The organism is Streptomyces sp. B15, assembly GCF_018070605.1.
Lineage (GTDB): Bacteria > Actinomycetota > Actinomycetes > Streptomycetales > Streptomycetaceae > Streptomyces > Streptomyces smyrnaeus.
This window is the reverse complement of the sequence record NZ_JAGPXJ010000022.1, coordinates 50,787-76,157: the sequence shown is the minus strand read 5'-3', so window position 1 is coordinate 76,157 and position 25,371 is coordinate 50,787. Positions and strand designations below refer to the sequence as shown.

Genomic DNA, 25,371 nt, shown 5'->3' with positions numbered 1-25,371 from the left:
GGTTGCGGTGTGCGCCTATTGATCGTGGAGGACGAGCAGCGACTGGCCCGGTCGCTCGCCAGGGGCCTGATGGCCGAGGGCTTCGCCGTGGACGTCGTGCACGACGGCGCGGAGGGACTGCACATGGCGGTCGAGAACGAGTACGACCTGATCGTTCTCGACATCATGCTTCCCGGGATGAACGGGTACCGGGTCTGCGGTGCGCTGCGCGCCGCGGGCGACGAGACACCCGTGCTGATGCTGACCGCCAAGGACGGCGAGTACGACGAGGCCGAGGGGCTGGACACCGGTGCGGACGACTACCTCACCAAGCCGTTCTCCTATGTCGTGCTCCTGGCCCGGGTCCGTGCGCTGCTGCGCCGCCGTACGCGGGGCGCCAAGGCGGTCCTGCGGGTCGGTGAGCTGGCCGTCGATCCCGCCGCGCAGCGCGTCACGGTGGGTGAGCGGGAGGTGGAGCTGACCGCCAAGGAGTTCGCCGTGGTGGAGTATCTGGCGGTCCGCGCCGGGGAGGTCGTCGCCAAGACGGAGATCCTCGAACATGTGTGGGACTTCGCCTACGAGGGCGATGTCAACATCGTCGAGGTGTATGTGAGCGCCCTGCGGCGCAAGCTGGGTCCCGGCTGGATCGGCACGGTGCGCGGCGCCGGCTACCGGCTCGAGGACGGCACCGCGGGGGCCCGCCGTGCGTAGGGCGTCGGTACGGGTACGTGCCGCACTCGGTGCCACCGTCGTGGTGGCGCTGGCGCTCGTCGCCGCGGGGTTCTTCGTGGTGGCCACACTCCGTGGCGGGCTCGCCGACACGGCTCGGCTCAACGCGGAGAACGCGGCCCGCGGGACGGCCGCCCAGATCGCCGATGTGCCCGACACCGAGGTCGCACAGGTGGACGGGCTGGACGGAGACGAGCCCGCGCAGGTGGTGGACGCGGACGGCAAGGTCCTGGGGGCGAGCGACCCGCTCAAGGGGCGCGGCCCGATGGCCGACTTCTCGCGCGCCGACCGGCCCGACGACGACGCAGGGGACGCCGGGGACGCCGAGGGGGCAGATGCCGACGACGCCGCGGACACCGACGACGGCCGGGCGGAGGTCGACACCGACAGCGAGACCAAGACCCTCACCTTCCCGGTGGACGACGACGGCGAGGTCACCTACGACAAGGAGGACGTCGTCGGGACCCAGGAGTTCAACGTCGCCGCCGTCCAGGGCCGCACCATGGACGGCACACCCGTCACCGTCTACTCCGGCGCCTCTCTCGGAGCCCAGCAGGAGGCCGTCTCCACGGTGACCCGCTCCATGCTGTTCGGGCTGCCCGTGCTGCTGCTGGTCGTCGCCGGAGTGACCTGGCTGGTCACCCGGCGCGCCCTGCGGCCCGTCGAGGGCATCCGGCAGGAGATGAGCGCGATCACCGCCAGCACCGATCTGACCCGCCGCGTCCCGGAGCCGGACGCGCGCGACGAGGTCGCACGGCTGGCCCGTACGACGAACGAGACGCTCGCCGCGCTGGAGGCGTCCGTGGAGCGGCAGCGCAGGTTCGTCGCCGACGCCTCACATGAGTTGCGCAGCCCCATCGCCTCGCTGCGCACCCAGTTGGAGGTCGCCGCGGCCCACCCCGAACTGCTCGACCTGGACGAGGCGGTCGAGGACACCGTGCGGCTCCAGACGCTCGCCGCGGATCTGCTGCTGCTGGCCCGGCTCGACGCGGGGGAGCGGCCCGCCGAGGGGCGGGTCGCCCTGGACGCCCTCGTACAGGAGCATGTGGCCCAGCGGGTGGCGGATCCGCATCCGGTGCGGGTGGGAGCGCTGGAGCCCGGGGAAGTGCGGGGGTCGGCGGGCCAGTTGTCACGGGTGCTGGCGAATCTGCTGGACAACGCCCAGCGGCATGCCGCCTCCCAGGTCTCGGTGGCCGTACGGAGGGAGGGCGACGGGCTCGCCCTCAGCGTCCAGGACGACGGCGAGGGGGTGTCCGAGGGGGAGCGGGAGCGGATCTTCGAGCGGTTCGTCCGGCTGGACGCCGCGCGCTCCCGGGACGAGGGCGGGGCCGGGCTGGGCCTGGCCATCGCCCGCGACGTGGCGGAGCGCCACGGCGGGTCCCTCCGGGTGGAGGGCCCCACCGGGGACGGGGCCCGCTTCGTGCTGCGGCTGCCGCTCGCCGACGGCTGACCGCGCCTGGGACGCCCGGCCCGCCCGGTCCCTACACCCGGCCCCGCTCGGTGCGCAGCTTCTCCGCGACGGGGCGGAGGGTGCGCTCCAGGTGGGTGAGGTCCGAGGGGGAGACGCTGTCGATGAAGTGGCGCCGCACCGAGGCGACATGGTGCGGGGCCACGGTGCGCATGGTGTCCCAGCCGTGCTCCGTGAGCACGGCGAACAGCCCCCTCTTGTCGGACTCGCAGGACTCGCGCCGCACCAGTCCGGCCTTCTCCATCCTCGTGATCTGGTGTGACAGACGGCTCTTGGACTGGAGCGTCGCGGAGGCGAGGTCGGTCATCCGCATCCGGTGCTCGGGTGACTCCGAAAGGTTCACCAGTATCTCGTAATCGTTGAGGGTCAGCCCGAACGGCTGCAGGTCACGCTCCAGCTGGTAGCTGAGCAGCCTGCCGACGTCCAGATGGGTGCGCCATGCGCGCTGCTCGTCCTCGGTGAGCCAACGGGTGCCGTCGTCGGTGTCCATACCGTGAGACTTTACCGAGGCTCGCACACACGTGCTTACGCGGCGTGGTGCAAAGATGTCGCAGCGTTGTCGGCTCGCCTTCTGAAGAGGCCGAGGGTGAGGACGAGGACGAGGGCGGGGCCGGGGTCAGAGGCCGAAGCGCCGCTGCAGGCTGCCGAACTGGCCCGGAAGCTGCGGACGCTGCTGTCCGCCCTGTCCGCTCTGTCCGCCCTGGCCGCCGCCCGGCACCCCCGCCTGCTGCGGTACGGCACCGGCGTCGCGCTCGGCCATGACAACCTCGGAGGACTGGATCAGTACGGTGCCCTCGCCGACGAACTCGAACTGGTGCTCCTCACCCGACGTGCCCCCCATCCCCGTCATGGCGCGCAGACCGCCCATGACGCCCTTGAGGTACTGGTGGTCGTAGTGGTGGCAGGGCGAGGGGCAGTCGGCCCAGCCGACCAGCGCCTGCGGGTCCACCCGCACCGGCGGCTGAACGAAGTGCACCTCCCCGTTGGAGGCGGCCACGAAGGAGCCCGTGCCGATCAGGGTGAGGAAGCCCGGGACGATCGACTGCTTCAGCGAGAGGGAGGGCTCGAAGGCGAGCAGATTGCCCGACCGCACGGTCAGGTTGCCGTCCTGCAGATCGTAGGAGTTGACGTCGAAGGCGCGGTCGGCCAGCAGCAGCTTGCCCCGCCCCTGCGCGACGACCCAGTCCGAGGCGTGCAGTGGCGAGTGGAAACTGCTCGCCACCAGCCGGTCCAGCGGACCGTGCCCGATGCCGTGGAAGTCGATCTGCCCGTAGTAGGCGATCATCTTCCCCTTCTGCAGGAACCACTGGCCGTCCAGCTCGACGGAGAAGGCGTAGGGATTGACGTTGTCGTTCGCGGGCAGCGTCGTCGCGTCGTACACGCGGTAGCCGTCCCCTGCGGCCCCCTGCGGCTGGGACATCACAGCTTCTCCTCACTGGCCTGCACGAAAACGGCCCCGTTGCCGGACAGTTCGAGCTGGAACGCCTCGCCCGAGCCGCGCCCCACCATGTCGCGCCAGCCCAGCGCCGAGGACAGTTTGTTGCGTACGTCGCCGAAGTGCGCGACGTACGCCTGCGGGTCGACGTGGACGGGGCGGTCGGGGGTGATGGGCAGCTGGATGATGCCGCCGTGCGCCATGACGGCCGCCGCGCCCTTGCCCGACAGTGTGGTGGTGAACAGGCCCTGGCCGGAGACCTGGCCGCGCACCATGCCCATCACCCCGCCGTCCCTGCCGAGGAAGAGGGTGCCCTGCTGCAGGCTGCCGTCGAAGGCGAGGAGGCGGTCGGCCTCCACACACAGGGTGTCACCGTCCAGGTCGATCACCTGGACGTGGTGGCCGCCGTGGCCGAACATCACGGTCCCGTCGCCCTCGACCGTCATCAGCGGTGCGGCCTCGCCCGCCACCCGGCGGCCGATCATCGACATCAGACCGCCCTGGCCGCCCTGCATGTTGGGTGTGAAGGTCACCTCGCCCTTGTAGCCGACCATCGCGCCGCGCTGGCTGAACATCCGCTGACCCGGCGCCACCCGGGCCTCGACGAGCTTGCCGGACAGCTCCCGGAACGGCATCAGACCTCTCCTCCCAGCGTGTTGCGCTCGCTCGGCTGCACGTACACCACGCCCTCACCCTCGAAGCGGATCTGGAACGCCTCCCCGGAGCCCTCCCCCATCAGCGTGCGGAAGTTCACCCCGGTCTGGAAGCTCTGCCGCAGATTCCCCTGGTGCGCGACATAGGCACCCGGGTCCACCTGGAGCGGGGTCCCGGAGGTGACCCGCAGCAGCACCGCGGGACCGTCCGACATCAGCGCTGCCTGGCCGGTCCCCTCCACGGACGTGGTGAACAGGCCGTTGCCCTGGGAGGCGCCGCGCAGCCCGGTGAAGCTGGTGCCGGTACGCAGGCCGCCGTCCGTGCACAGCAGATTGCTCGCCTCGACGTGCAGCTTCTCGCCGTTCAACCGGACGAGGCTGATGTCGGCGGCCCGGTCGGCGAAGTAGCAGGTGCCCTGCCCCTTCACCTCCATCACCGTCAGCTGTTCACCGGTGAGCCGGCGCGTGACCATGCCGCGCATGCCCTCGCCGCCGCCGCTCATCTTCTTGAACGCCATCTCGCCGTCGTAGGCGACCATCGAGCCGTTCTTCGCCTTGACCGCGTCGCCGCCACCGCCGAGCGTGACGGCCAGTACTTTGCTGCTCTCGAGTCGGAACTGAGCCACGCGACGAACCTACCCTGCGGGCCGTGATCGAGTGCAGGGCTGCCACAATGGCAGGAGCTTGTGCGTTCCTTCACAAACAACGACAACCGATCGACGACACACGATCTGAGGACCTGCCGTGGCCATACTGGAAACTCCTAGCGGCCTGCCGCCCAAGGCGGTCTCCGCCCTGCGCCGTCTGCGACTCACCTCGGTGCCCGAGGGGGTCTCCTTCCTCGTCCTGCTGGTCTGCTCCGTGCTCAAGCGGACCACGGACTTCAACGCCGTGCCGGTGATGGGCGCCGTCCACGGCATCCTGTTCATCCTCTACGTGATCTTCTGGGCCGACGCCTGGAACCGGATCAAGTGGCCGTTCGGCCGGGCCGCGCTCTACTTCGTCCTCTCCGTGCTGCCCACCGGCGGCTTCTTCGCGGACAAGATGCTGCGCAAGGAGGAGGAGGCCGGCGTCATCGCCGCGCGGGCCCGCAAGGAGCAGACCTCGCCGGTGAGCAGCGGCTCAAGCGCGGTCAACTCGTGATCGTCGCCTTCTCGGTCACCCCGCTCGGCGTCGGCGAGGACGTGGGGGAGTACGTCGCCGACGCCGTGCGTGTGGTCCGCGAGTCGGGGCTGCCGCACCGTACGGACGCCATGTTCACCTCGTTGGAGGGCGAGTGGGAGGAGTGCATGGACGTGGTGCGGCGGGCCGTCGCGGCGGTCGAGGCACGGGCCCCGCGCGTCTCGCTCGTCCTGAAGGCCGACATCCGCCCCGGCGTCGTCGACGGCCTCACCTCGAAGGTCGCCACGGTCGACCGGTATCTGGGCGAGGACTGAGCAGCGCCGCGGGAGGCGCCCGGCCCCGGAGCGGAGCGCCCGCGGAGCGGGACGGCTTCGACCGGCACCTGACCGGCCGGTAGGGTCTCAGGGTGCCCAAGCCGCTCAGTCTGTCGTTCGACCCGATCGCCCGTGCCGATGAGCACTGGAAGCAGCGATGGGGCTCGGTGCCGTCCATGGCCGCGATCACCTCGATCATGCGCGCCCATCAGATCCTGCTGTCCGAGGTCGACGCGGTGCTCAAGCCGTACGGGCTGACGTTCGCACGGTACGAGGCGCTGGTGCTGCTCACCTTCTCGCAGAAGGGGGAGCTGCCGATGTCCAAGATCGGCGAGCGGCTGATGGTGCATCCCACGTCGGTGACCAACACCGTCGACCGGCTGCAGGCGGCGGGCTTCGTGGAGAAGCGGCCCAACCCCAACGACGGCCGGGGCACCCTCGCGGCGATCACGGACAAGGGCCGCGCGGTGTGCGACGCGGCCACCGAGGACCTGATGGCGATGGACTTCGGGCTCGGCGCCTACCAGACCGAGCAGCTCGACGAGATCTTCGACCTGCTGCGCCCGCTGCGGGTGGCGGCCGGGGACTTCGCGGAGAGCCCCGGCCGCTGAGCGTGCCGGCGGCGGGGGCCGCAGGGTGGTGAAGGATCGCACCGGAGCGGCGGTTACGCTCGATTCCATGAAACGAAGCGTGCTGACCCGCTACCGCGTCATGGCGTACGTCACCGCCGTGCTCCTCGTCCTGCTGACGCTCGGCATGATCGGCAAGTATCTGCTGGGTATGGACGGTGCCGAGGGCTTCACCAGCGTGGTCGGGATCGCACACGGCTGGCTCTACATCCTCTACCTGATCTTCGCCTTCGACCTCGGCCAGAAGGCGAAGTGGCCGCTGGGCAAGCAGATCTGGGTGCTGCTGGCGGGCACCGTGCCCACCGCCGCCTTCTTCGTCGAGCGCAAGGTCACTCGCGAGGTCGCGCCGCTGGTCAAGGACGAGACGGCGGCTCCGGTCGGCGCCTGAGACCGGTCCCGGCACCGCGCCCGGCCGCGCCTGCCTCCGAGCGTCGTGGGCCACACCCGCCCGTCGGTCATCGACTTTTACTTGGACGTCCTAGTAAATTCGGGGGTATGGATGCTGACGCCATCGCACAAGGCCGCCGCCGCTGGCAGGAGCGCTACGACTCCGCGCGCAAGCGGGACGCGGACTTCACCACGCTCAGCGGCGACCCCGTCGAGCCTGTTTACGGCCCCCGGGGCGGCGACACCGTAACGGGGTTCGAGCGCATCGGATGGCCGGGTGAGTTCCCCTTCACCCGAGGGCTCTACCCGACCGGCTACCGGGGCAGGACCTGGACCATCCGCCAGTTCGCCGGGTTCGGCAACGCCGAGCAGACCAACGAGCGGTACAAGATGATTCTGGAGGCGGGCGGCGGCGGGCTGTCCGTCGCCTTCGACATGCCGACGCTCATGGGGCGCGACTCGGACGACCCGCGCTCACTGGGCGAGGTCGGCCACTGCGGTGTCGCCATCGACTCGGCCGCCGACATGGAGGTCCTCTTCCGGGACATTCCGCTCGGCGATGTCACCACCTCCATGACGATCTCCGGCCCCGCCGTACCCATCTTCTGCATGTACCTGGTCGCCGCCGAGCGGCAGGGCGTGGACCCGGCCGTGCTCAACGGCACCCTGCAGACGGACATCTTCAAGGAGTACATCGCACAGAAGGAGTGGCTCTTCCAGCCCGAGCCCCATCTGCGCCTCATCGGCGACCTGATGGAGCACTGCGCGCACGGCATCCCCGCGTACAAGCCGCTGTCGGTCTCCGGCTACCACATCCGCGAGGCTGGGGCGACCGCCGCGCAGGAGCTCGCCTACACGCTGGCCGACGGGTTCGGCTACGTCGAACTGGGGCTCAGCCGCGGGCTGGACGTGAACACGTTCGCACCCGGCCTCTCCTTCTTCTTCGACGCCCACCTCGACTTCTTCGAGGAGATCGCCAAGTTCCGCGCGGCCCGCCGAATCTGGGCCCGCTGGCTGCGGGACGTGTACGGCGCCACCAGCGAGAAGGCGCAGTGGCTGCGCTTCCACACCCAGACCGCGGGGGTCTCGCTCACCGCGCAGCAGCCCTACAACAACGTCGTCCGCACCGCCATAGAGGCCCTCTCCGCGGTGCTGGGCGGCACCAACTCGCTGCACAGCAACGCCCTGGACGAGACCCTCGCCCTTCCCAGCGAACAGGCCGCCGAGATCGCGCTGCGCACCCAGCAGGTGCTGATGGAGGAGACCGGCGTCACCAATGTCGCCGACCCGCTGGGCGGCTCCTGGTACATCGAGGCGCTGACCGACCGCATCGAGGCCGACGCGGAGAAGATCTTCGAGCAGATCAAGGAGCGCGGACGGCGCGCCGTGCCCGACGGGCAGCACCCGATCGGCCCGATCACCTCCGGCATCCTGCGCGGCATCGAGGACGGCTGGTTCACCGGCGAGATCGCCGAGTCCGCCTTCCGCTACCAGCAGGCGCTGGAGAAGAACGACAAGAAGGTCGTCGGCGTCAACTGCCACACCGGGTCGGTCACCGGGGACCTGGAGATCCTGCGGGTCAGCCACGAGGTGGAGCGCGAGCAGGTGCGGTCCCTCGCCGACCGGCGGGCCGCGCGGGACGACGCGGCCGTACGCGGCGCGCTCGCCACGCTGGTGGAGGCCGCGCGCGGGGAGGGCAACATGATCGAGCCGATGCTGGAGGCGGTGCGGGCGGAGGCCACGCTGGGCGAGATCTGCGGAGCCCTGCGGGACGAGTGGGGCACCTACACCGAACCGCCGGTGTTCTGACCCGGCGCGGTGCGGGGCCGGGCCCTCCGGCCTCCACCGCGCGTCTCGTCGGCTGTCAGGAAGGCGGTGCGCGAGCCTTCCCAAACGGGAAGTTCAAACTTTAACGTTCTTGACCATGACACCTCCTGTGGCGCCGCCCGGCTGGAGCAGGTGGCTGGTGCCGCCCGCCGCACTCTCGGTGCACCTGTCGATCGGCCAGGCGTACGCCTGGAGCGTGTTCAAACCCCCGCTGGAGGAGGCCCTCCAGCTGTCGGGCACGCAGAGCGCGCTGCCCTTCCAACTGGCCATCGTGATGCTGGGCCTGTCCGCCGCGTTCGGCGGCACCCTGGTCGAACGGAACGGGCCGCGCTGGGCCATGACGGTGGCCCTGTGCTGCTTCTCCGCGGGTTTCCTCCTCTCCGCGCTCGGGGCCTGGAGCGAGCAGTACTGGCTGATCGTGCTCGGCTACGGCGGCGTGGGCGGGGTCGGGCTCGGCATCGGCTACATCTCGCCCGTCTCCACCCTGCTCAAGTGGTTCCCCGACCGGCCCGGCACGGCCACCGGCATCGCCATCATGGGCTTCGGCGGCGGCGCGCTGATCGCCTCGCCGTGGTCGGCGCAGATGCTGGAGTCCTACGGAAGCGGCCCCGGCGGCATCGCCGCCGCGTTCCTCACCCACGGCCTGGTGTACGCGGTCTTCATGGCGCTGGGCGTGCTGCTGGTACGGGTGCCCGCGCCCGACCGGACCGAGGGGGCGGGCGCGTCGGTCGCGTCGGCGGCCACGTCCGGGCCGCAGGTCTCGGCCCGGCAGGCGCTGCGCACCCCGCAGTTCTGGTGCCTGTGGATCGTGCTGTGCATGAATGTCACCGCCGGGATCGGCATCCTGGAGAAGGCCGCACCGATGATCACGGACTTCTTCGCGGACACCTCGACCCCGGTCTCGGCCGCCGCCTCGGCCGGGTTCGTGGCGCTGCTGTCGGCGGCGAACATGGTGGGGCGCATCGGCTGGTCCGCGACCTCCGACCTGGTGGGCCGGAAGAACATCTACCGGGTCTACCTGGGCGTCGGCGCCCTGATGTACCTGGCCATCGCCCAGCTCGGCGACTCCTCCAAGCCGCTGTTCGTCCTCTGCGCGCTGGTGATCCTCTCCTTCTACGGCGGCGGCTTCGCCACCGTCCCGGCGTACCTCAAGGATCTGTTCGGCACCTACCAGGTCGGCGCCATCCACGGACGGCTGCTGACCGCGTGGTCCACCGCCGGGATCCTCGGCCCGCTGATCGTCAACTGGGTCGCCGACTCCCAGGAGTCGGCCGGCAAGAGCGGCCCGGGTCTGTACGGACTGTCGCTCACCATCATGATCGCGCTCCTGCTGGTGGGCTTCGTGGCCAACGAACTGGTCAGGCCCGTGCACGAACGTCACCATCTGCGGAAGGAGCCCGATGTCCAGCAGCGGCAGTCCGTCTGAGCGGCGTACCGGCCTGATCGTGCTGTCGTGGTGCTGGGTGGGCCTGCCGCTCGCGTACGGCGTCTACGAACTGGTCAGGAAGGCGACCCAGCTGTTCACCGGCTGAGGCGGCCGCTCGGCGCCTTCTCAGCCCCGTGGCTGCTCGTCGGGCTGCGTATCGCCTTCGGAGGCGCCGCCGGGCGCGGACGAGACGGTGCTCAGCCCCTCCAGCAGCAGTGTGGCGAACTGCCGGGCCCACGCCTCGTCGACGGGGCAGTCGCTCACCAGTGACCGGTGCACCACCGCTCCCGCGATCACATCGAAGATCAGGTCCACCACCCGGGCGGTCTCGGCCGCGTCGGGCGGATCGGGCGGCAGCTCTCCGCGCTGCTGCGCCCGGGACCGACCGTCGAGTACCAGCCGTTTCTGGCGGTCCACGATGGCCTCGCGGATCCGCGCCCGCAGCCCCTGATCGGTGGTGGACTCGGCCAGGACGGCCATCAGCGCGGTCTTGGTCTCCGGCCGGCGCAGCAGGGCCGCGAAGGAGAGCACGACGCCCTCCACATCCGCCCGCAGGCAGCCCCGGTCGGGCAGTTCCAGTTCGTCGAAGAGGACGGCCACCGCGTCGAGGACGAGTTCGCTCTTGGCGGCCCAGCGCCGGTAGAGGGTCGTCTTGGCGACTCCGGCGCGGTGGGCGACCTCGCCCATCGTCAGTCTGCTCCAGCCGACCTCGACCAGCGCGGCCCGGGTCGCGGCGAGAATCGCACGGTCGGCCGCGGCACTTCGCGGACGTCCGCGGCGTTGTGGGGAGGACAGGGGGTCGGGCGCGGCCATGGGCCGACCCTACCGATCGGTATGACTTGTGCATCGTGAGGTGGATCACCGGATGCCGGGGTGGGACGGCCTTGCGGGAGCGTGGGCCGCACAAGTTACGCTACGAGCCGTAGCGGAATGACCCCCGCGACAATCACACGCCGGGTGGGGACCTGGCGACCACTGCACACACGGCCGCGCGAAGGGGGGAGACTGGACCCATGCAGCCACGCAACATGTCCATGAGCGGTGTGGTCGACCTCGCCGCGGTGAAGGCGGCCGGTGAGGCCAAGCAGAAGGCGGAACAGGATCGGGCCCGGGCGGCGCAGGGGGACGGCGCGCCGGGACCGTCGGGTCTGGTGATCGACGTCGGTGAGGCCGACTTCGAGGCGGAGGTGCTCCAGCGCTCCGCCGAGGTGCCGGTCGTCATCGACTTCTGGGCGGAGTGGTGCGAGCCGTGCAAGCAGCTCTCACCGGTTCTGGAGCGGCTCACCCAGGAGTACGCGGGCCGGCTGCTGCTGGCCAAGATCGATGTCGACCAGAATCAGATGCTGATGCAGCAGTTCGGTGTCCAGGGCATCCCGGCGGTCTTCGCCGTGGTGGCCGGGCAGGCGCTGCCGCTGTTCCAGGGGGCGGCTCCCGAGCAGCAGATCCGCGCCACGCTGGATCAGCTCGTCCAGGTGGCCGAGCAGCGGTTCGGCATCACGGGCCTGCAGGGCGTCCCGCAGGAGGGTGAGGCCGCCGAGCAGCCCGCCGAGCCGCAGGCGCCGGAGGACCCGGTGCTGGCCGCCGCGCAGCAGGCGCTGGACTCCGGCGATCTGCCCGGGGCGATCCAGGCGTACCGCAACAAGCTGGCGGACGAGCCCGCGAACGTGGAGGCGAAGGTCGGCCTGGCGATGGCCGAACTCCTCTCCCGGGTGCAGGACATGGACGCCCGGCAGGTCCGCAAGGACGCCGCCGACCGGCCCGAGGACGTGGCCGCGCAGCTGAAGGTCGCGGACCTGGACATGGCGGGGGGCCATGTGGAGGACGCCTTCGGGCGATTGGTGGACACGGTGCGGCGTACGGCCGGTGAGGACCGGGACGCGGCGCGGGTGCGGCTCCTGGAGCTGTTCGAGGTGATCGGGCCGGAGGATCCGCGCGTGGTCACCGCGCGTGCGGCACTCGCTCGCGCGCTGTTCTGACCTGCCCGTACCGGCGGTCACACACGCGTCGCCACTCATTGATTTAGCGACAACGGCGGCCGCGCTTTGCCAAAACTTGGCAATCGCGGTCGCCGTTACTCATGGTTACGACATCTCGCGGAATCCTCCCGGCTTGCCCGGTTGATGCGGCTTGCAGCCCCACCCCTTCCGCGACCCTCCGTCGCCGGGCGACACCCCCTGGCGGCCCTGGGGTTATCCAGCCGTTACTCGTAAGTAACGAACCCCCTTGTGCGGCGGGCTCAGATGGACCACGATCGGCCACGCTCGGTCCATCGCCCGCAGCCCGGCAGCCATTCGGCGCGCGCGACGATGGGTCCCCACCGAGCGGACCGGCACCGCACCACCCGCACCACCACACACCCTTTCCACTCGCCGGTCCTCAGGACAGGGGGGTCCCTGCTCCACGGCAGGGCCTGTCCTTACAAAAGCAAGGTTGCGCGAGAGCGTGGCCCGTGGTTGTCGCTCGGGGGTGATCGCCGGCAGCTCGGACGTGACGTGCGTGAGAACGGCACGTACGACGTTGGCGTTCTCCGTTCCGAGGACGTAGCTCGTCTCCCTCCCCAGCCCCGTGGCCGGGAGGTACCCCCACGGCAGGAGCGGCCCGCTGAGACAGGCGGCACGGCTCTCCGAGCCGGAGATGTACGTCCGAGAAGGAGGAAAGTCATGGAGTCCCTGGCTCGTGGCGGGACCAGATGGAAGCGGTTCGCCGTCGTCATGGTGCCGAGCGTGGCCGCTACGGCAGCGATCGGCGTCGCCCTCTCGCAGGGTGCGCTGGCGGCGTCGTTCAGCGTCTCCGGCCAGCAGTTCAAGGTCACGGCGGACGAGCTGGACGGTACCGGCTTCGTTCAGTACGGCGCCCTCGACAGCACCGAGAAGGGCAAGAAGGCCGTCGCTGTCGTCGGCATGAACTCGGCGAAGATACGCAACCTTTGCCAGTCGGTCGTCGTCCCGGTGCCGGTCTTCGGCGACGTGTCGATGAAGCTCAGCGCCGGGCGTGCGGGCGGCCCCCGTGTCGCGGCCAAGAAGCTCTACATCGACGCCGACGATCTGCACACCAACGCGACGTTCAAGAACATCGACATCGGCGTCAGCGTGGACAAGACCACCAAGGGTCCTGGTCCGCACAAGGGCGACAGCTACGCCAAGGGCTCGTTCTCCCAGCAGGCGGAGAGCGTCCACTTCACCGACGTCAAGCAGCGCGCGTGGGCGACCACGGCCGGCACCTTCAAGCTCAGTGGTCTGCACATGAGCGTCAAGAAGGGCAAGCACGAGTGCTACTGACGTGAGCCTCCCTCGGGTGCGGAGAACGGGGACGCCCGCTCCGTCTCCCGCACTCCGCACCCGTAGGGTCCGCTCCACACAAGCAAGTTCTGTGCCAGTTCCGAGGAGCCCCGTACCCATGAGCGCCGACACGCGACAGAGTCTGACGACCGGATTCGGCCACAAGCGGCAGTCCTTCCGGCACTGGCGCGGCCAGCGCCCGTTCTGGGGCGGGATGCTGACGCTGCTGGCCGGCATCCCGATCATGTACGTCCCCTACCAGAACCTCACCCTGGGGTCCTTGACGATCCGGATGTCGACGACGGCGGGCGCGGGCTCGCTGATCATCGGCGTCCTGCTGGTCGTCCTCGGGCTGACCATGTGGTTCCAGCCCCACTCGCGGGTGTTCGCGGGCGTTGCCGCGATCCTGCTCGCGCTGGTCTCCCTCGTCGTGTCCAACTTCGGCGCCTTCCTGGTCGGCTTCCTGCTCGGACTGATCGGCGGTGCGCTGGGCGTCTCCTGGGCTCCGGGCAAGCCGGTCGAGGCCGAACCCGCCGCACGGGTCGAGCCCGCCGACCGTGTCGAGCAGGCCGAGCACCCCGCAGCGGACGCCGCCACGGACGCCGGGCCGGGGCCGGCGAGCGACAACACAGCAGTCTCTGGAGCGTCCCCCCTGCACGGGGTCGACGCGGACGACGGGAACGGGAGGCACCGTGCCGGGTGACGAGGTCCACGAGGGGGAGGGCGCGCGCACCGACGCCGCGCCCGGCGCCCGGGGGAGAACCGGTCCCCGGCACGCGGCCCCCAGAAAGCCGCTGCTGACCCGGTTCCATCTGCCCGCCGGCAAGGCGATAGCCCTGGCCGCGATGCCGTCGGCGGTCCTGATGGGCGTAGGCCTCACTCCGCAGCTCGCCAACGCCAAGCCGCTCCCGAAGAATCCGTTCAAGGGCGACTCCTGCGTCTCCATCTCGGAGCAGCAGGAGACCGAGAAGGAGAAGCAGGAGCGCAAGGAGCGGGCGGCGAAGCTCAAGGAGGACCTCGCCCGCGAGCAGGCCAAGCGCGAGAAGGCGGCCAAGGAGGCCGCCGAGAAGGCCGGGAAGGGCGCCGACGACGCCAAGGAGAAGGCCGAGGGCGGCGCTTCCGGCGAGAAGCCCGGCGACACGACGCCCTCCGAGCGCTCCAGCGGCTCCTCCGGGAGTGCGAAGCCCGCCCCGTCGCCCTCGCCGTCCACCGGCTCCGACGACGGCTCGGCCGGCTCCCAGGACGACGAGGAGAACCCCTGGTACGACCCGCTGGGGGTCGGCAAGACGCTCGATGGTGTCCTCGACCCCGACAAGGACAAGGACGAGCCCGCCGACGAACCCTCCGCCACCCCCAGCCCCTCGACGGGCTCCGGTTCCGACTCGGGCTCCGGGGACGGCGACAAGTCCTCCGCGCCGAGCGGCGGTTCGGACAGCGGCAGCCGCAAGAGCGGCGGCGGCGAGCCGAAGGCCGGCAGCCCCGAGGCGGGCTCTGACTCGCGGTCCGCGAAGAAGGACGACAAGCCCGGCACGTCCGCCGAGGACAGCGAGGACGGCAAGAGCGACAAGGGCGACAAGGGCGGCAAGGACTCCGAGGGCCCCGGTGCCGACAAGAAGGACGGCACCGCACGCGACTACGACCCCGCCAAGGACGCGGGCAAGCCGTTCCCGTGCCCCGAGAAGATGAGCGTCGAGGGCAAGGACGAACAGACCCCCGCGCAGATCCCGTACGACCCCTGGTACCTGGAAGCCTCCTCCCTCACCCTCAAGGGCCTCGACTACGAGGGCGTCGTCAACATCAAGATGCCCAACGGCAAGACCAAGCAGGCCCTCAAGTTCACCGCCGACGCGCTGGACATCGGCGACCTGCACCAGACCGTCAAGGCCGACGGCGTCACCTACCACGTGCAGGCGGCCGAGGGCTCCACCTCCACCATCCGCGGCGGCAAGGTGACGATGTACACCGAGGAGCTGAAGGGCAATCTGTTCGGGCTGATCCCGATCACCTTCTCCCCCGAGACGCCGCCGCCGATCAATGTGCCGTTCGCCTACTTCACCGATGTCTCGGTGACCCAGGCCGGGCAGTTCGGCGGCACCCTCACGGTGCCGGGACTGCACCAGTACGTCAGCAAGTAAGCCGCGGCGGCAGTCGGCGGCGACCCGCGAACAACCCCCTCACGAAAAGACCCGCACCTGCCAGGGTGCGGGCCTTTTCGTCTGTCCGGAGCCGGATCAGGCGGTGCCCAGGTGGTGGACGCGGACCATGTTGGTGGTGCCGGGGACGCCGGGCGGGGAGCCTGCCGTGATCAGCATGGTGTCGCCCGTCTCGAAGCGCTGCAGGCGCAGCAGCTCCGCGTCGACCAGTTCGACCATCTCGTCGGTGTGGTCGACGTGCTTGACCACGAACGTCTCCACACCCCAGCTCAGCGTCAGCTGGTTGCAGGTGGCCGAGTCCGTGGTGAAGGCGAGGATGGGCTGGCTGACGCGGTAGCGGGACAGCCGCCGCGCCGTGTCACCGGACTTGGTGAAGGCGACGAGGGCCTTGCCGTCGAGGAAGTCGGCCATCTCGCAGGCCGCGCGGGCGACCGAACCGCCCTGGGTGCGCGGCTTCTTGCCCGGCACCAGCGGCTGGAGGCCGCGGCCCAGCAGCTCCTCCTCGGCGGCCTGCACGATCTTCGACATCGTCTTGACCGTCTCGATGGGGTACTGCCCGACGGAGGACTCCGCCGAGAGCATCACCGCGTCGGCGCCGTCCAGCACCGCGTTGGCGACGTCGCTGGCCTCCGCGCGGGTGGGCCGCGAGTTGGTGATCATGGACTCCATCATCTGGGTCGCCACGATCACCGGCTTGGCGTTGCGGCGGCACAGCTCGACGAGCCGCTTCTGCACCATCGGGACCTGCTCGAGCGGATACTCGACCGCCAGGTCGCCGCGGGCCACCATCACGCCGTCGAAGGCCAGCACGACCTCCTCCATGTTGGAGACGGCCTGCGGCTTCTCGACCTTGGCGATGACCGGTACCCGGCGGCCGACCTCGTCCATCACCCGGTGCACGTCGCGAACGTCCGAGGCGCTCCGCACGAAGGAGAGGGCGATCATGTCGGCGCCCATCCGCAGCGCGAACTTCAGATCGTCGACGTCCTTCTCGCTCAGCGCCGGTACGTTCACCGCGGCGCCGGGCAGGTTGATGCCCTTGTGGTCGGAGACGACACCGCCCTCGATGACGATGGTGCGTACCCGGGGGCCCTCGACCTCGACGACCTGGAGTGCGACGTTCCCGTCGTTGATCAGCACCGGGTCGCCCTTGGAGACGTCGCCCGGCAGCCCCTTGTAGGTGGTGCCGCAGATGGTCTTGTCGCCCGCCACGTCCTCGGTCGTGATGGTGAACTCCTCACCGCGGACCAGCTCGACGGGGCCCTCGGCGAAGGTCTCCAGCCGGATCTTGGGCCCCTGCAGGTCGGCGAGCACACCGACGGCGCGGCTCGTCTCCTCGGCGGCCTTGCGGACGCGGTGGTACCGCTCCTCGTGCTCGGCGTGGGAGCCGTGGCTCATATTGAAGCGGGCCACGTTCATACCCGCCTCGATCAGCGTCTTGAGCTGTTCGTAGGAGTCGACGGCGGGGCCCAGGGTGCAGACGATTTTGGAACGGCGCATGGTGGCGATCCTATCGTTTTGTTTAGGTACTGAACGATTCGGGGGCGGCTCCCCCGGGCGTCAGGGCCGCTCAGCTCGGGGCGACCAGCGCGTAGGTCTGCTCTGCGATCTCCAGTTCCTCGTCGGTCGGTACGACGGCCACCTTCACCCTCGCGTACTCGGGCGAGATCAGCCGTGCTTCCTTCCCGCCCGCCGCGTTGAGTTCGCCGTCCACCGCCAGGCCCAGCTCCTCCAGGCCCGCGACGGCGGCCTCGCGCACGGGCGCCGCGTTCTCCCCGACGCCGGCGGTGAACACCACGGCGTCGACCTTTCCCAGTACGGCGTAGTAGGCGCCGATGTACTTCCGCAACCGGTGGATGTAGATGTCGAAGGCCAGGGTGGCCGCCGCGTCGCCCGCGTCCACCCGGCGGCGGATCTCCCGCATGTCGTTGGCGCCGCACAGCCCCAGCAGGCCGCTGCGCTTGTTCAGCAGCTCGTCCACCTCGTCCACGTCCATCCCGGCCACCCGGCCCAGGTGGAAGACCACCGCCGGGTCGATGTCGCCGGACCGGGTTCCCATCACCAGGCCCTCCAAGGGGGTCAGACCCATGGAGGTGTCCTCGCAGCGCCCGCCGCGCACGGCGGAGGCCGAGGCGCCGTTGCCCAGGTGCAGCACGATCAGATTGACCTCGGCGGGGTCCTTGCCCAGCAGCTCGGCCGCCCTGCGCGAGACGTAGGCGTGCGAGGTGCCGTGGAAGCCGTAGCGGCGCACCCGGTGCGCGTCCGCGGTCTCCGTGTCGATGGCGTAGCGGGCCGCGTGCTCCGGCATCGTGGAGTGGAAGGCGGTGTCGAAGACCGCGACCTGCGGCAGGTCCGGGCGCAGCCGCTGCGCCGTACGGATGCCGGTGACGTTGGCCGGGTTGTGCAGCGGCGCCACCGGGACCAGCCGCTCGATCTCCTTGAGCACCACGTCGTCCACCACGGTCGGCGCGGTCAGCTTCAGCCCGCCGTGCACCACCCGGTGGCCGATCGCGGCCAGGTCCGGGGAGTCCAGGCCGAGCCCGTCGGCGGCCAGCTCGTCCGCGATGGCTCCCAGCGCCGCGTCGTGGTCGGCCAGCCGGCCCTCGCGCGTGCGCGGCTCGCCGCCGGTGGCCAGCGGCTGGTGGGAGACGGCCGAGGTCTCCTCGCCGATCCGCTCGGCGAGCCCCGCGGCCAGCCGGGTGCGGTCGGCCATGTCGATCAGCTGGTACTTCACCGACGACGAGCCGGAGTTGAGGACGAGGATCCGGGTGGGGCTCACAGCAAGGGGCTTTCTCTACGGGGGCGGGGTTCGGGAACCGATCGGGGACGGGGGCCGGGGATACCGGGGAAACCGGAAGGGGGTCAGCCGACCGGGCCGCCGGGCACCGGGTCGTCGCCCTGCGCCTGGACGGCCGTGATCGCCACGGTGTTGACGATGTCCTGCACCAGGGCGCCCCGGCTCAGGTCGTTGACCGGTTTGCGCAGCCCTTGGAGCACGGGACCGACGGCGACGGCCCCTGCCGAGCGCTGCACGGCCTTGTAGGTGTTGTTGCCGGTGTTCAGATCCGGGAAGATCAGCACGGTCGCCTGCCCCGCCACCCGGGAGCCGGGCAGCTTGGTGGCGGCGACCGAGGGCTCCACGGCCGCGTCGTACTGGATCGGTCCCTCCGTCAGCAGGTCGGGGCGGCGCTCACGGACCAGCTCGGTGGCCCGCCGCACCTTGTCCACGTCGGCGCCGGAGCCCGAGGTGCCCGTCGAGTACGACAGCATCGCGATCCGCGGCTCCACCCCGAACCGTGCCGCGGTGGTGGCCGACTGGATCGCGATGTCCGCGAGCTGCTCGGCGTCCGGGTCGGGTACCACGGCGCAGTCTCCGTAGACCAGCACCCGGTCGGCCAGGCACATGAAGAAGACGGAGGAGACGATCGAGGCGTCCGGCCGGGTGCGGATGATCTCGAAGGCGGGGCGGACCGTCGCCGCCGTCGAGTGCACGGCGCCGGAGACCATGCCGTCGGCCAGCCCCTCGTGGACCATCATCGTGCCGAAGTACGAGACGTCGGAGACCACGTCGTGGGCGAGTTCGTAGGTGACGCCCTTGTGGGCGCGCAGCTTGGCGTACGACTCGGCGAAGCGCTCCCGCAGCGGGGAGGTCTGGGGATCGACGACTCGCGCGGTGGCCCCGCCGGCGCCCGTGGTGGGCTGTGCCGGTGTCTCGTCGTCCGCCGGCAGGTCGAGGCCGATGCTCAGCTCCGCGGCGCGCTTGCGGACCACCGTCGGCTCGCCCAGCAGCGTCAGGTCGCAGACGTTGCGGCGCAGCAGCACCTCGGCGGCGCGCAGCACCCGCTCCTCGGTGCCCTCCGGCAGCACGATGTGGCGTCGCTTCGAGGACCCGGCGCGCGAGCGCTCCACCAGCTCGTGCTCGAACATCATCGGCGTGACCCGCTCGCTGCGCTCCACCGACAGCCGCTCGGACAGCCGGGCGGTGTCCACATGGGTCTCGAACAGCCCCAGCGCGATCTCCGCCTTGCGGGGGGTGGCCGCGGTCAGCTTGCCCTCCAGCGACAGCAGCGCGTCCGCGGTCGGCATGGAGCCCTCCGGTACGACGAGCAACGGCGTGCCAGGCGCCAGCCGGGAGGCCAGCGCCAGCGTCTGCTCGCCGGGGCGCTCGTCCAGGGTGAGCAGGAGACCGGCGATGGCGGGGGAGCCCGCGGAGTGGGCAGCCAGCGCACCGATGATCAGATCGGAGCGGTCGCCGGGTGTGACCACCAGGCAGCCCTCGGTCAGCGCGGGCAGGAAGGCGGGCAGGTGGGCGCCGCCGAAGACCAGGTTGCGGACGTCGCGGGAGAGCCCGGCGTGGTCGCCGAGCAGCACTTCGGCCCCCGTCCTCTCCTTGACCTGGGCGACCGTGGGCGCGGCCAGCGCGGGCTCCTCCGGGAGCACGAACACCGGCTCCGGCAGCCGCTCGGCCAGCCCGCGCACCGCGGCGGCGGCCTCCGGGTCGGCCACCCGGTTGGCGACCATGGCGATCAGGTCGGCGCCCAGCGAGGCGTAGGCGTGGTGGGCGTTGCGCACCTCGGCGACCACCGCCTCGGGGGACTGGTCGCGGGCCGCGACCACCGGCAGCACGGCGGCACCGAACTCGTTGGCGAGCCGCGCGTTGAGGGCCAGCTCGGCGGGCAGCCCGGTGTCGGCGAAATCGGTGCCGAGGACGAGTACGGCCTCGTACGTGTCGGCAACCTGGTGGTAGCGGTCCACCAGGCGGGATATCAGCTCGTCCGTGCCCTGCTCGGCCTGGAGCGCCGCCGCTTCCTCGTAGCTCATACCGAAGACCGAGGAGGCGGGCTGGCTGAGCCGGTAGCGGCTGCGCAGCAGGTCGTACAGGCGGTCGGGCCCGTCGTGCACCAGGGGACGGAACACCCCGACGCGATCGACCTGCCGGGTCAGGAGCTCCATGACGCCCAGCTCGACGACCTGTCGGCCGTCGCTGCGTCCGATGCCGGTCACGTACACGCTGCGCGTCACGCGCTGTCTCCTCCGGGTCGCGGTCGAGATCGCCTTGGGGGGGTTCTTGAGCGGTATTGCCCAGAAAGCACCCGTAAGGGTATGGCTATACCCTTGACAATACCTGCGCTTCTGGCTATGCCGCTCGCCAGGAGTGCGATCCGCGACCCCGGGCACCGGGCCCGGAGGAGGGGGCCCAAGGGCAGCGGCGACGACCGCGGCACCCCCGCCGTACGACCGCCGCACGACTGCTGCGGGGCCGGAGCCAGGGGGTCCGGATGCTGGGCGGGACCCATGCCCTCGCGTTCAAGACGTGAAACAATCGCACCGGCTCACACGGACCAGCGGCACCCCCGGACAGTGAGGTCCGACCGTGCCCAAGCGGCCCGTCCCCGGGCGGGCATCTACTTCAGCAGGAGAAGCGAACCCCATGCGCATCGGAGTCCTCACCGCAGGCGGAGACTGCCCCGGTCTCAACGCCGTGATCCGATCCGTCGTGCACCGTGCCGTACACGACCGCGGCGACGAGGTCATCGGCTTCGAAGACGGATTCAAGGGCCTGCTCGAGGGCCGCTACCGCCCCCTGGACATAAATTCCGTCAGCGGCATCCTCGCCCGTGGCGGCACCATCCTCGGCTCGGCCCGGCTGGAGCGCGACCGGCTGCGTGAGGCGTGCAACAACTCCGAGGAGCTGATCGACCGCCTCGGTCTGGACGCGCTCATCCCCATCGGCGGCGAGGGCACGCTGACCGCGGCGCGGATGCTCGCCGAGATCGGGCTGCCGGTCGTCGGCGTCCCCAAGACCATCGACAACGACATCTCCGCGACCGACCGCACCTTCGGCTTCGACACGGCCGTCGGCGTCGCCACCGAGGCCATGGACCGCCTCAAGACCACCGCCGAGTCCCACCAGCGCGTCATGGTCGTGGAGGTCATGGGCCGGCACGCCGGCTGGATCGCCCTGGAGGCGGGCATGGCGGCCGGCGCCCACGCCATCTGCATCCCCGAGCGCAACTTCGAGGTCGACGACCTGGCCAAGATGGTCGAGGAGCGGTTCGCCCGCAACAAGAAGTTCGCCATCATCTGCGTCGCCGAGGGCGCACACCCGGCCGAGGGGTCCATGCCGTACGAGAAGGGCATGATCGACCAGTACGGTCACGAGCGCTTCGCCGGCATCGGCAACCGGCTCGCGGTCGAGCTGGAGCACCGGCTCGGCAAGGAGGCACGGCCGGTCATCCTCGGCCACATCCAGCGCGGCGGCACGCCCACGGCCTACGACCGGGTGCTCGCCACCCGCTTCGGCTGGCACGCCGTCGAGGCCGCCCACCGCGGGGACTTCGGCCGGATGACGGCCCTGCGCGGCACCGAGATCGTCATGGCCCCGCTCGCGGACGCCGTCTCCGAGCTGAAGCGGGTCCCGCAGGACCGGATGGACGAGACCGAAGCGGTCTTCTGAGCGCCGGTTCCGCAGCATCGGGCGTATCGCCCACCTGGCCGCGGTGCCGCGAGGGACAACCCCCGGCCTCGCGTCACCCGGCCTCCTCCGGGGAGACCGTGAGCCAGGAGCGGCCCATCGTCTGCACGAGGTGCACGAGGGTGCGCCGGTTGACGGTCACCCGGAACTGACCGTTCCTCTCCTCGACGGCGCCGATCCGGGGGAAGGCGAGAAAGTGCAGCACCTCCTGGATCTCCCCCTCGTCGGTGGCCGGTCCGCCCTTCCGCAGATCGCGTACCAGGTCGCGCAGAGTCAGCCAGCCCTCCGAGTACTCCGCCTCCTCCAACAAGGCGTCCACGACGGCTCGTTCGACGGCGAAGCGCCGCTCTTCCTCCTGCCGGGCGGCCTCGATCTCCTTCTCCCGGGTCGCGGGATCGCGGGCGGGGTCGAGCAGAAGGTCGAGGAGTTCGCCCGTGAGGGGCACCGTCTGCCGGCTGCGGACCACGGCGGCCAGTAGCCCGGTGTGCAGGACGGCGACCTTGCCGTCCTTGCGCGCGGCGGTCAGTACCCGCTCGTGGAAGGCGGGGCCGATGAGCAACGTCGCCTCGGCGTCGAGCTTTTCACGGTGCTCGGCGAGCCCTTCCAGATCGACGGCCTTGCGCTCCACCGCCCCCGTCGCGGTGGCCTTGGCCTCCACGGCGAAGGTCCGTTTCCGAAGCCCGACTCCGAGCCGTACGGCGCCGTCGGTCCTGCCGCTGCCTCCGAGGTGTACTCCCTCCAGGCCCAGCTGTTCCAGCGCGGCGACGGCGGCCTTCTCCAGCCGGACGTGGTCTTCGCTCTCCCTGGCCGCGATTTCCAGTTCGGCCGCCACTTCCTCCGCCGTGGCTCGCGGCCTGTGGCCCGGTGCGGAGTCGGCAGCCGCCCCCGTGGAGCGGGGAGGGGCGCTGATGACCGAGTCGGGAGGCAGGGTGCGGAGAAAGGCCCGGCCGAGGGGCGTGGCCTGGTAGGTCTTGCTGGTGATCTTCTTCACGAGCCCGCACGACTCGAGCAGATGCAGGCGTGCGTTGACGGCCGCCGGCGTGAGGCCGTCGTCCACGTATGCCGAACTGTGCCGTACGAGGGAGCCTGTGGAGACCGTTTCCGTGCCGAGCACGGCCAGTATTTCGCCGAAGTACCGGATCGCGGAGTGGATGATCCGGGCCAGGTCGAGCGGGTCGTCCGCCGCCAGCCAGGCTTCTGCGGCGGCGGCGGGGGTCCAGGCGTTCTCACCGACGCGGGTGAGCAGCCCGAGGGCACTGACCGCGTCCAGCACGGTGCTGACGGAGGAGACGGCGACCGGCCTTCCCGAGACCTTGTCGCACAGCTGACCGAACTTCTCCCGCGTGACCTGGGGGCGGGAACCGGCGACCAGGGTCCGCAGCGCGCGGAGGCGGCCGTTGTCGTCCTTGGACCCGGGGATGTAGAGGTTCCGACCGGTTCCCCTGGTCTCCCAGCCCTTGGTGGCCCGCTTCTCCCAGAGGCTGGTCACCGCGGTGGCTGCGCGGGACAAGCTGGGGGGTGCGCTCTCTTCCCGGCCCCGCGCGCCGCCGGCCGGTTCGCCGAGTACCAGGCGGCCGAGCAGTGTGCGGCCGGCGTCGGTGAGCCGGGCCTTGCCGTCGAAGTACGCGATCATGCCGGTGACCCGGAGCCAGATCGTCCGCTGGCGTACGGGAGTTACCGTCTGCCAGCTAAAGCCGTATGCCTCCTTGCCCAGCCTCAGCAGGTCCTCCAGGCCGAGCGGCCCGTCGCTGAGTGCCGCCAGCAGTTCGCCGACGAACGCCACATGACGGTGGAAGGTTCCCACGAGGAGGTCATGCTGCCCCGTCCGCCGCCAGTCCAGCGCGGTGGCGGTGGGCACCACCCGTGACCCCTCGCGCGCCACGACCCCCACACTTCCCAGGCGCCGCACGGCATCGCGGACGGTGACGCTGTCGCCCTCGTCCGGCCAGGCAATGCGGTCCGTGGCCTCGCGCCCGGTGCCGAGCTGGTCGATGAGCCGCCGCAGGACGGCGAGTTGCTGATCGTTGCCACCGGGCAGCAGGGGCAGGGAGTCGGAACGCGAGGCAAGCGGAGACAGCGTTCCGGTGGGCGTGCTGTCGAGAGAAGGCGTCGTCACCAGCAGGAGTGTAGGCAAGGGAGGGGGCAACTATCCGATGAAGAGAGAAAGACAGTGATGCCGGTGGTCAAGGCAGCATTGGCGGCAACAGGTCGGTGCCTGTGCGATGTCCTTGCCCGGCGGTGATGTCACAGATGGCGTGCCTGAAGGCCCACTTCACCCCCCTGGGAAACTTCGCGCCCATATTCGGCGGAGCGGCCTCACCGGGTGAGGAGGATGACAACGACGATCAGAACGCCGGCGAGTGGCAGCAGGACGGTGCCCCGTCGGCCCCGGCCGGGGATCAGCCGGCTGATCTGCGCAGCGGTGGGCGTCCATTCCGGGTCGCGCCAGACACGTCCCGCCGTGGAACGAGTCGTGGGCGTGGGGACTCCGCGGCGCAGGGCGGGCACCTGAGGAGGGTGGTAGGGAGTGCGCAGGCCGGACGAGGCGGGGCGGCGGTCCTCGACGTGCGGACCGGGCTCCCCTCCCCGTGCCGGTGCCGCCTCCTGGCCCGGTGCGACACAGGCACTCTCGTTCTCGCGGACCGCCCGCGCGACATCCCGTATCCGCTCCAGCGTCCGCGCCGCGTCCGCCGGGCGGTCGGTGGGGTCGCGGGCCATCAGGTCGAGGACCAGGCGGTCGAGACGGGCGGGGAGTTCCACGCGGGCGCGGCCGGGGCGCAGGGGTACATCGTGCAGATGGTTGAACATGACGCCGGCCGCCGAGCCGGTGTACGGCGGGCGGCCGACGAGGAGTTCGTACAGGACGCAGCCGAGCGCATACAGATCGGTGCGTCCGTCGACGCCTTCCTGCCGGAACTGCTCGGGCGCCATGTACAGCACGCTGCCGAAGGGCATCCCGCCCGTCGTCGTCAGCCGGGGCTCGGTCGAGCGGGCCTCGACGAACTTCGCGATGCCGAAGTCGACGACCTTCGCCCGGCTGTGCCCCTCAGCACCTTCGACCATGATGTTGGCCGGTTTGATGTCGCGGTGCACGACGCCCGCCGTGTGGGCCGCCTCCAGCGCGCGGCACACGTCGGCGGTCCAGCGCAGCGCGTCGGCGAGCGGGACGCGGCCGGTGTCGCGCAGCACCTCGTGCAGTGACGTGCCGTGCACCAGCGCCATCACGAGGAAGGGCGTGCCGCCGTCGGTGCCGTGGTCGTGCACGGTCACGATGTGCGGGCTGTCCAGGGCCGCGGCCGAGCGGGCCTCGCGGTGGAAACGGGCCAGCAGTTCGTCGCGGTCGGTGCCGTCGGTGACGTCGCGCTGCGGCATGAAAACCTTGACGGCGACCTCCCGCCCCAGCCGAAGGTCGCCGGCCCGCCACACCTCGCCCATCCCGCCGGTGCCGAGGAGTTCCAGCAGTTCGTACCGGTCGTGCAGCCGACGCCCTCGCATG

24 protein-coding genes are annotated in these 25,371 nt (G+C 70.7%); 14 read left to right on the top strand and 10 right to left on the bottom strand.

What is annotated here, in order from left to right; translation table 11 throughout:
* The first annotated feature begins 9 nt into the window (after window positions 1-9).
* On the top strand, window positions 10-690 hold the full coding sequence (locus KBY19_RS13195; RefSeq protein ID WP_210965806.1) for a response regulator transcription factor: 681 nt from the start codon (window positions 10-12) through the stop codon (window positions 688-690).
* Entirely contained in the window at window positions 683-2,158 is a 1,476-nt protein-coding gene (locus KBY19_RS13190; RefSeq protein WP_099884316.1) for a cell wall metabolism sensor histidine kinase WalK, read from the top strand. The genes KBY19_RS13195 and KBY19_RS13190 overlap by 8 nt, the downstream gene beginning before the upstream one ends.
* 31 nt (window positions 2,159-2,189) lie before the next feature.
* Here the strand turns inward: KBY19_RS13190 and KBY19_RS13185 are convergent, their stop codons facing one another.
* The 4 genes from KBY19_RS13185 to KBY19_RS13170 form a co-directional block, all read right to left on the bottom strand.
* Window positions 2,190-2,666, bottom strand: a complete 477-nt coding sequence (locus KBY19_RS13185) for a MarR family winged helix-turn-helix transcriptional regulator (protein WP_099884318.1) — start codon at window positions 2,664-2,666, stop codon at window positions 2,190-2,192.
* Window positions 2,667-2,792: 126 nt separating this feature from the next.
* Window positions 2,793-3,596, bottom strand: coding sequence for an AIM24 family protein (locus tag KBY19_RS13180; protein ID WP_099884320.1), 804 nt, complete (start codon window positions 3,594-3,596; stop codon window positions 2,793-2,795).
* Complete coding sequence (locus tag KBY19_RS13175; protein ID WP_099884322.1) at window positions 3,596-4,246, bottom strand: AIM24 family protein; 651 nt, start codon at window positions 4,244-4,246, stop codon at window positions 3,596-3,598. The genes KBY19_RS13180 and KBY19_RS13175 overlap by 1 nt, the downstream gene beginning before the upstream one ends.
* Window positions 4,246-4,890 (bottom strand): AIM24 family protein, encoded by a 645-nt coding sequence (locus KBY19_RS13170; protein ID WP_099884324.1) that lies wholly within the window; start codon window positions 4,888-4,890, stop codon window positions 4,246-4,248. The genes KBY19_RS13175 and KBY19_RS13170 overlap by 1 nt, the downstream gene beginning before the upstream one ends.
* Window positions 4,891-5,008: 118 nt before the next feature.
* Here KBY19_RS13170 and KBY19_RS13165 point away from each other — a divergent pair, with 118 nt between their 5' ends.
* From KBY19_RS13165 to KBY19_RS37215, 7 genes are all read left to right on the top strand, one after another.
* Window positions 5,009-5,407 carry a DUF3817 domain-containing protein gene (locus tag KBY19_RS13165; protein ID WP_099884326.1) on the top strand — a complete coding sequence of 133 codons (399 nt, stop codon included), beginning with the start codon at window positions 5,009-5,011 and terminating at the stop codon, window positions 5,405-5,407.
* On the top strand, window positions 5,404-5,700 hold the full coding sequence (locus tag KBY19_RS13160; RefSeq protein ID WP_099884328.1) for an MTH1187 family thiamine-binding protein: 297 nt from the start codon (window positions 5,404-5,406) through the stop codon (window positions 5,698-5,700). The genes KBY19_RS13165 and KBY19_RS13160 overlap by 4 nt, the downstream gene beginning before the upstream one ends.
* A 92-nt stretch (window positions 5,701-5,792) precedes the next feature.
* A complete protein-coding gene (locus KBY19_RS13155; RefSeq protein WP_099884330.1) occupies window positions 5,793-6,311 on the top strand; it encodes a MarR family winged helix-turn-helix transcriptional regulator in 519 nt (172 codons plus the stop codon).
* Between the two features lie 67 nt (window positions 6,312-6,378).
* Window positions 6,379-6,717, top strand: coding sequence for a DUF3817 domain-containing protein (locus KBY19_RS13150; RefSeq protein WP_185018167.1), 339 nt, complete (start codon window positions 6,379-6,381; stop codon window positions 6,715-6,717).
* A gap of 107 nt (window positions 6,718-6,824) precedes the next feature.
* Entirely contained in the window at window positions 6,825-8,525 is a 1,701-nt protein-coding gene (locus tag KBY19_RS13145; protein ID WP_210965805.1) for a methylmalonyl-CoA mutase, read from the top strand.
* Between the two features lie 115 nt (window positions 8,526-8,640).
* Window positions 8,641-9,969 carry an OFA family MFS transporter gene (locus tag KBY19_RS13140; protein WP_099884336.1) on the top strand — a complete coding sequence of 443 codons (1,329 nt, stop codon included), beginning with the start codon at window positions 8,641-8,643 and terminating at the stop codon, window positions 9,967-9,969.
* On the top strand, window positions 9,944-10,075 hold the full coding sequence (locus KBY19_RS37215; protein ID WP_280635150.1) for a hypothetical protein: 132 nt from the start codon (window positions 9,944-9,946) through the stop codon (window positions 10,073-10,075). The genes KBY19_RS13140 and KBY19_RS37215 overlap by 26 nt, the downstream gene beginning before the upstream one ends.
* A gap of 20 nt (window positions 10,076-10,095) precedes the next feature.
* Here KBY19_RS37215 and KBY19_RS13135 read toward each other — a convergent pair whose 3' ends face one another.
* Window positions 10,096-10,782, bottom strand: coding sequence for a TetR/AcrR family transcriptional regulator (locus tag KBY19_RS13135; RefSeq protein WP_099884338.1), 687 nt, complete (start codon window positions 10,780-10,782; stop codon window positions 10,096-10,098).
* 200 nt (window positions 10,783-10,982) lie between these two features.
* On the opposite strand from KBY19_RS13135, the gene KBY19_RS13130 reads away from it, so the two are divergent.
* From KBY19_RS13130 to KBY19_RS13115, 4 genes are all read left to right on the top strand, one after another.
* Complete coding sequence (locus KBY19_RS13130; protein WP_185018168.1) at window positions 10,983-11,945, top strand: tetratricopeptide repeat protein; 963 nt, start codon at window positions 10,983-10,985, stop codon at window positions 11,943-11,945.
* Window positions 11,946-12,629: 684 nt separating this feature from the next.
* Window positions 12,630-13,247 (top strand): DUF6230 family protein, encoded by a 618-nt coding sequence (locus KBY19_RS13125; RefSeq protein ID WP_099884341.1) that lies wholly within the window; start codon window positions 12,630-12,632, stop codon window positions 13,245-13,247.
* Window positions 13,248-13,365: 118 nt separating this feature from the next.
* Window positions 13,366-13,950 (top strand): DUF6114 domain-containing protein, encoded by a 585-nt coding sequence (locus KBY19_RS13120; protein WP_099884343.1) that lies wholly within the window; start codon window positions 13,366-13,368, stop codon window positions 13,948-13,950.
* Entirely contained in the window at window positions 13,940-15,382 is a 1,443-nt protein-coding gene (locus KBY19_RS13115; RefSeq protein ID WP_210965804.1) for a hypothetical protein, read from the top strand. The genes KBY19_RS13120 and KBY19_RS13115 overlap by 11 nt, the downstream gene beginning before the upstream one ends.
* A 96-nt stretch (window positions 15,383-15,478) precedes the next feature.
* Here the strand turns inward: KBY19_RS13115 and pyk are convergent, their stop codons facing one another.
* The 3 genes from pyk to pta form a co-directional block, all read right to left on the bottom strand.
* On the bottom strand, window positions 15,479-16,900 hold the full coding sequence (gene pyk, locus KBY19_RS13110) for a pyruvate kinase (RefSeq protein ID WP_185018170.1): 1,422 nt from the start codon (window positions 16,898-16,900) through the stop codon (window positions 15,479-15,481).
* A 70-nt stretch (window positions 16,901-16,970) separates the two neighbouring features.
* Window positions 16,971-18,179, bottom strand: a complete 1,209-nt coding sequence (locus tag KBY19_RS13105; protein ID WP_099884349.1) for an acetate kinase — start codon at window positions 18,177-18,179, stop codon at window positions 16,971-16,973.
* A gap of 83 nt (window positions 18,180-18,262) precedes the next feature.
* On the bottom strand, window positions 18,263-20,422 hold the full coding sequence (pta, locus tag KBY19_RS13100) for a phosphate acetyltransferase (protein WP_099884350.1): 2,160 nt from the start codon (window positions 20,420-20,422) through the stop codon (window positions 18,263-18,265).
* Between the two features lie 409 nt (window positions 20,423-20,831).
* Here pta and KBY19_RS13095 point away from each other — a divergent pair, with 409 nt between their 5' ends.
* Entirely contained in the window at window positions 20,832-21,857 is a 1,026-nt protein-coding gene (locus tag KBY19_RS13095) for an ATP-dependent 6-phosphofructokinase (RefSeq protein WP_099884352.1), read from the top strand.
* A gap of 73 nt (window positions 21,858-21,930) precedes the next feature.
* Here the strand turns inward: KBY19_RS13095 and KBY19_RS13090 are convergent, their stop codons facing one another.
* Entirely contained in the window at window positions 21,931-23,991 is a 2,061-nt protein-coding gene (locus tag KBY19_RS13090) for a hypothetical protein (RefSeq protein ID WP_210965803.1), read from the bottom strand.
* Window positions 23,992-24,191: 200 nt separating this feature from the next.
* Entirely contained in the window at window positions 24,192-25,370 is a 1,179-nt protein-coding gene (locus tag KBY19_RS13085) for a protein kinase (RefSeq protein WP_185018172.1), read from the bottom strand.
* Window position 25,371: the final 1 nt, after the last annotated feature.

Bases quoted from the DNA above. Each gene is read 5' to 3' on its own strand.
- KBY19_RS13185 (WP_099884318.1), bottom strand. From the start codon at position 2,666: ATGGACACCGACGACGGCACCCGTTGGCTCACCGAGGACGAGCAGCGC.
- KBY19_RS13180 (WP_099884320.1), bottom strand. From the start codon at position 3,596: ATGTCCCAGCCGCAGGGGGCCGCAGGGGACGGCTACCGCGTGTACGAC.
- KBY19_RS13175 (WP_099884322.1), bottom strand. From the start codon at position 4,246: ATGCCGTTCCGGGAGCTGTCCGGCAAGCTCGTCGAGGCCCGGGTGGCG.
- KBY19_RS13150 (WP_185018167.1), top strand. From the start codon at position 6,379: ATGAAACGAAGCGTGCTGACCCGCTACCGCGTCATGGCGTACGTCACC.
- KBY19_RS13145 (WP_210965805.1), top strand. From the start codon at position 6,825: ATGGATGCTGACGCCATCGCACAAGGCCGCCGCCGCTGGCAGGAGCGC.
- KBY19_RS13140 (WP_099884336.1), top strand. From the start codon at position 8,641: ATGACACCTCCTGTGGCGCCGCCCGGCTGGAGCAGGTGGCTGGTGCCG.
- KBY19_RS37215 (WP_280635150.1), top strand. From the start codon at position 9,944: ATGTCCAGCAGCGGCAGTCCGTCTGAGCGGCGTACCGGCCTGATCGTG.
- KBY19_RS13135 (WP_099884338.1), bottom strand. From the start codon at position 10,782: ATGGCCGCGCCCGACCCCCTGTCCTCCCCACAACGCCGCGGACGTCCG.
- KBY19_RS13130 (WP_185018168.1), top strand. From the start codon at position 10,983: ATGCAGCCACGCAACATGTCCATGAGCGGTGTGGTCGACCTCGCCGCG.
- KBY19_RS13125 (WP_099884341.1), top strand. From the start codon at position 12,630: ATGGAGTCCCTGGCTCGTGGCGGGACCAGATGGAAGCGGTTCGCCGTC.
- KBY19_RS13120 (WP_099884343.1), top strand. From the start codon at position 13,366: ATGAGCGCCGACACGCGACAGAGTCTGACGACCGGATTCGGCCACAAG.
- pyk (WP_185018170.1), bottom strand. From the start codon at position 16,900: ATGCGCCGTTCCAAAATCGTCTGCACCCTGGGCCCCGCCGTCGACTCC.
- KBY19_RS13095 (WP_099884352.1), top strand. From the start codon at position 20,832: ATGCGCATCGGAGTCCTCACCGCAGGCGGAGACTGCCCCGGTCTCAAC.
- KBY19_RS13085 (WP_185018172.1), bottom strand. From the start codon at position 25,370: ATGCGAGGGCGTCGGCTGCACGACCGGTACGAACTGCTGGAACTCCTC.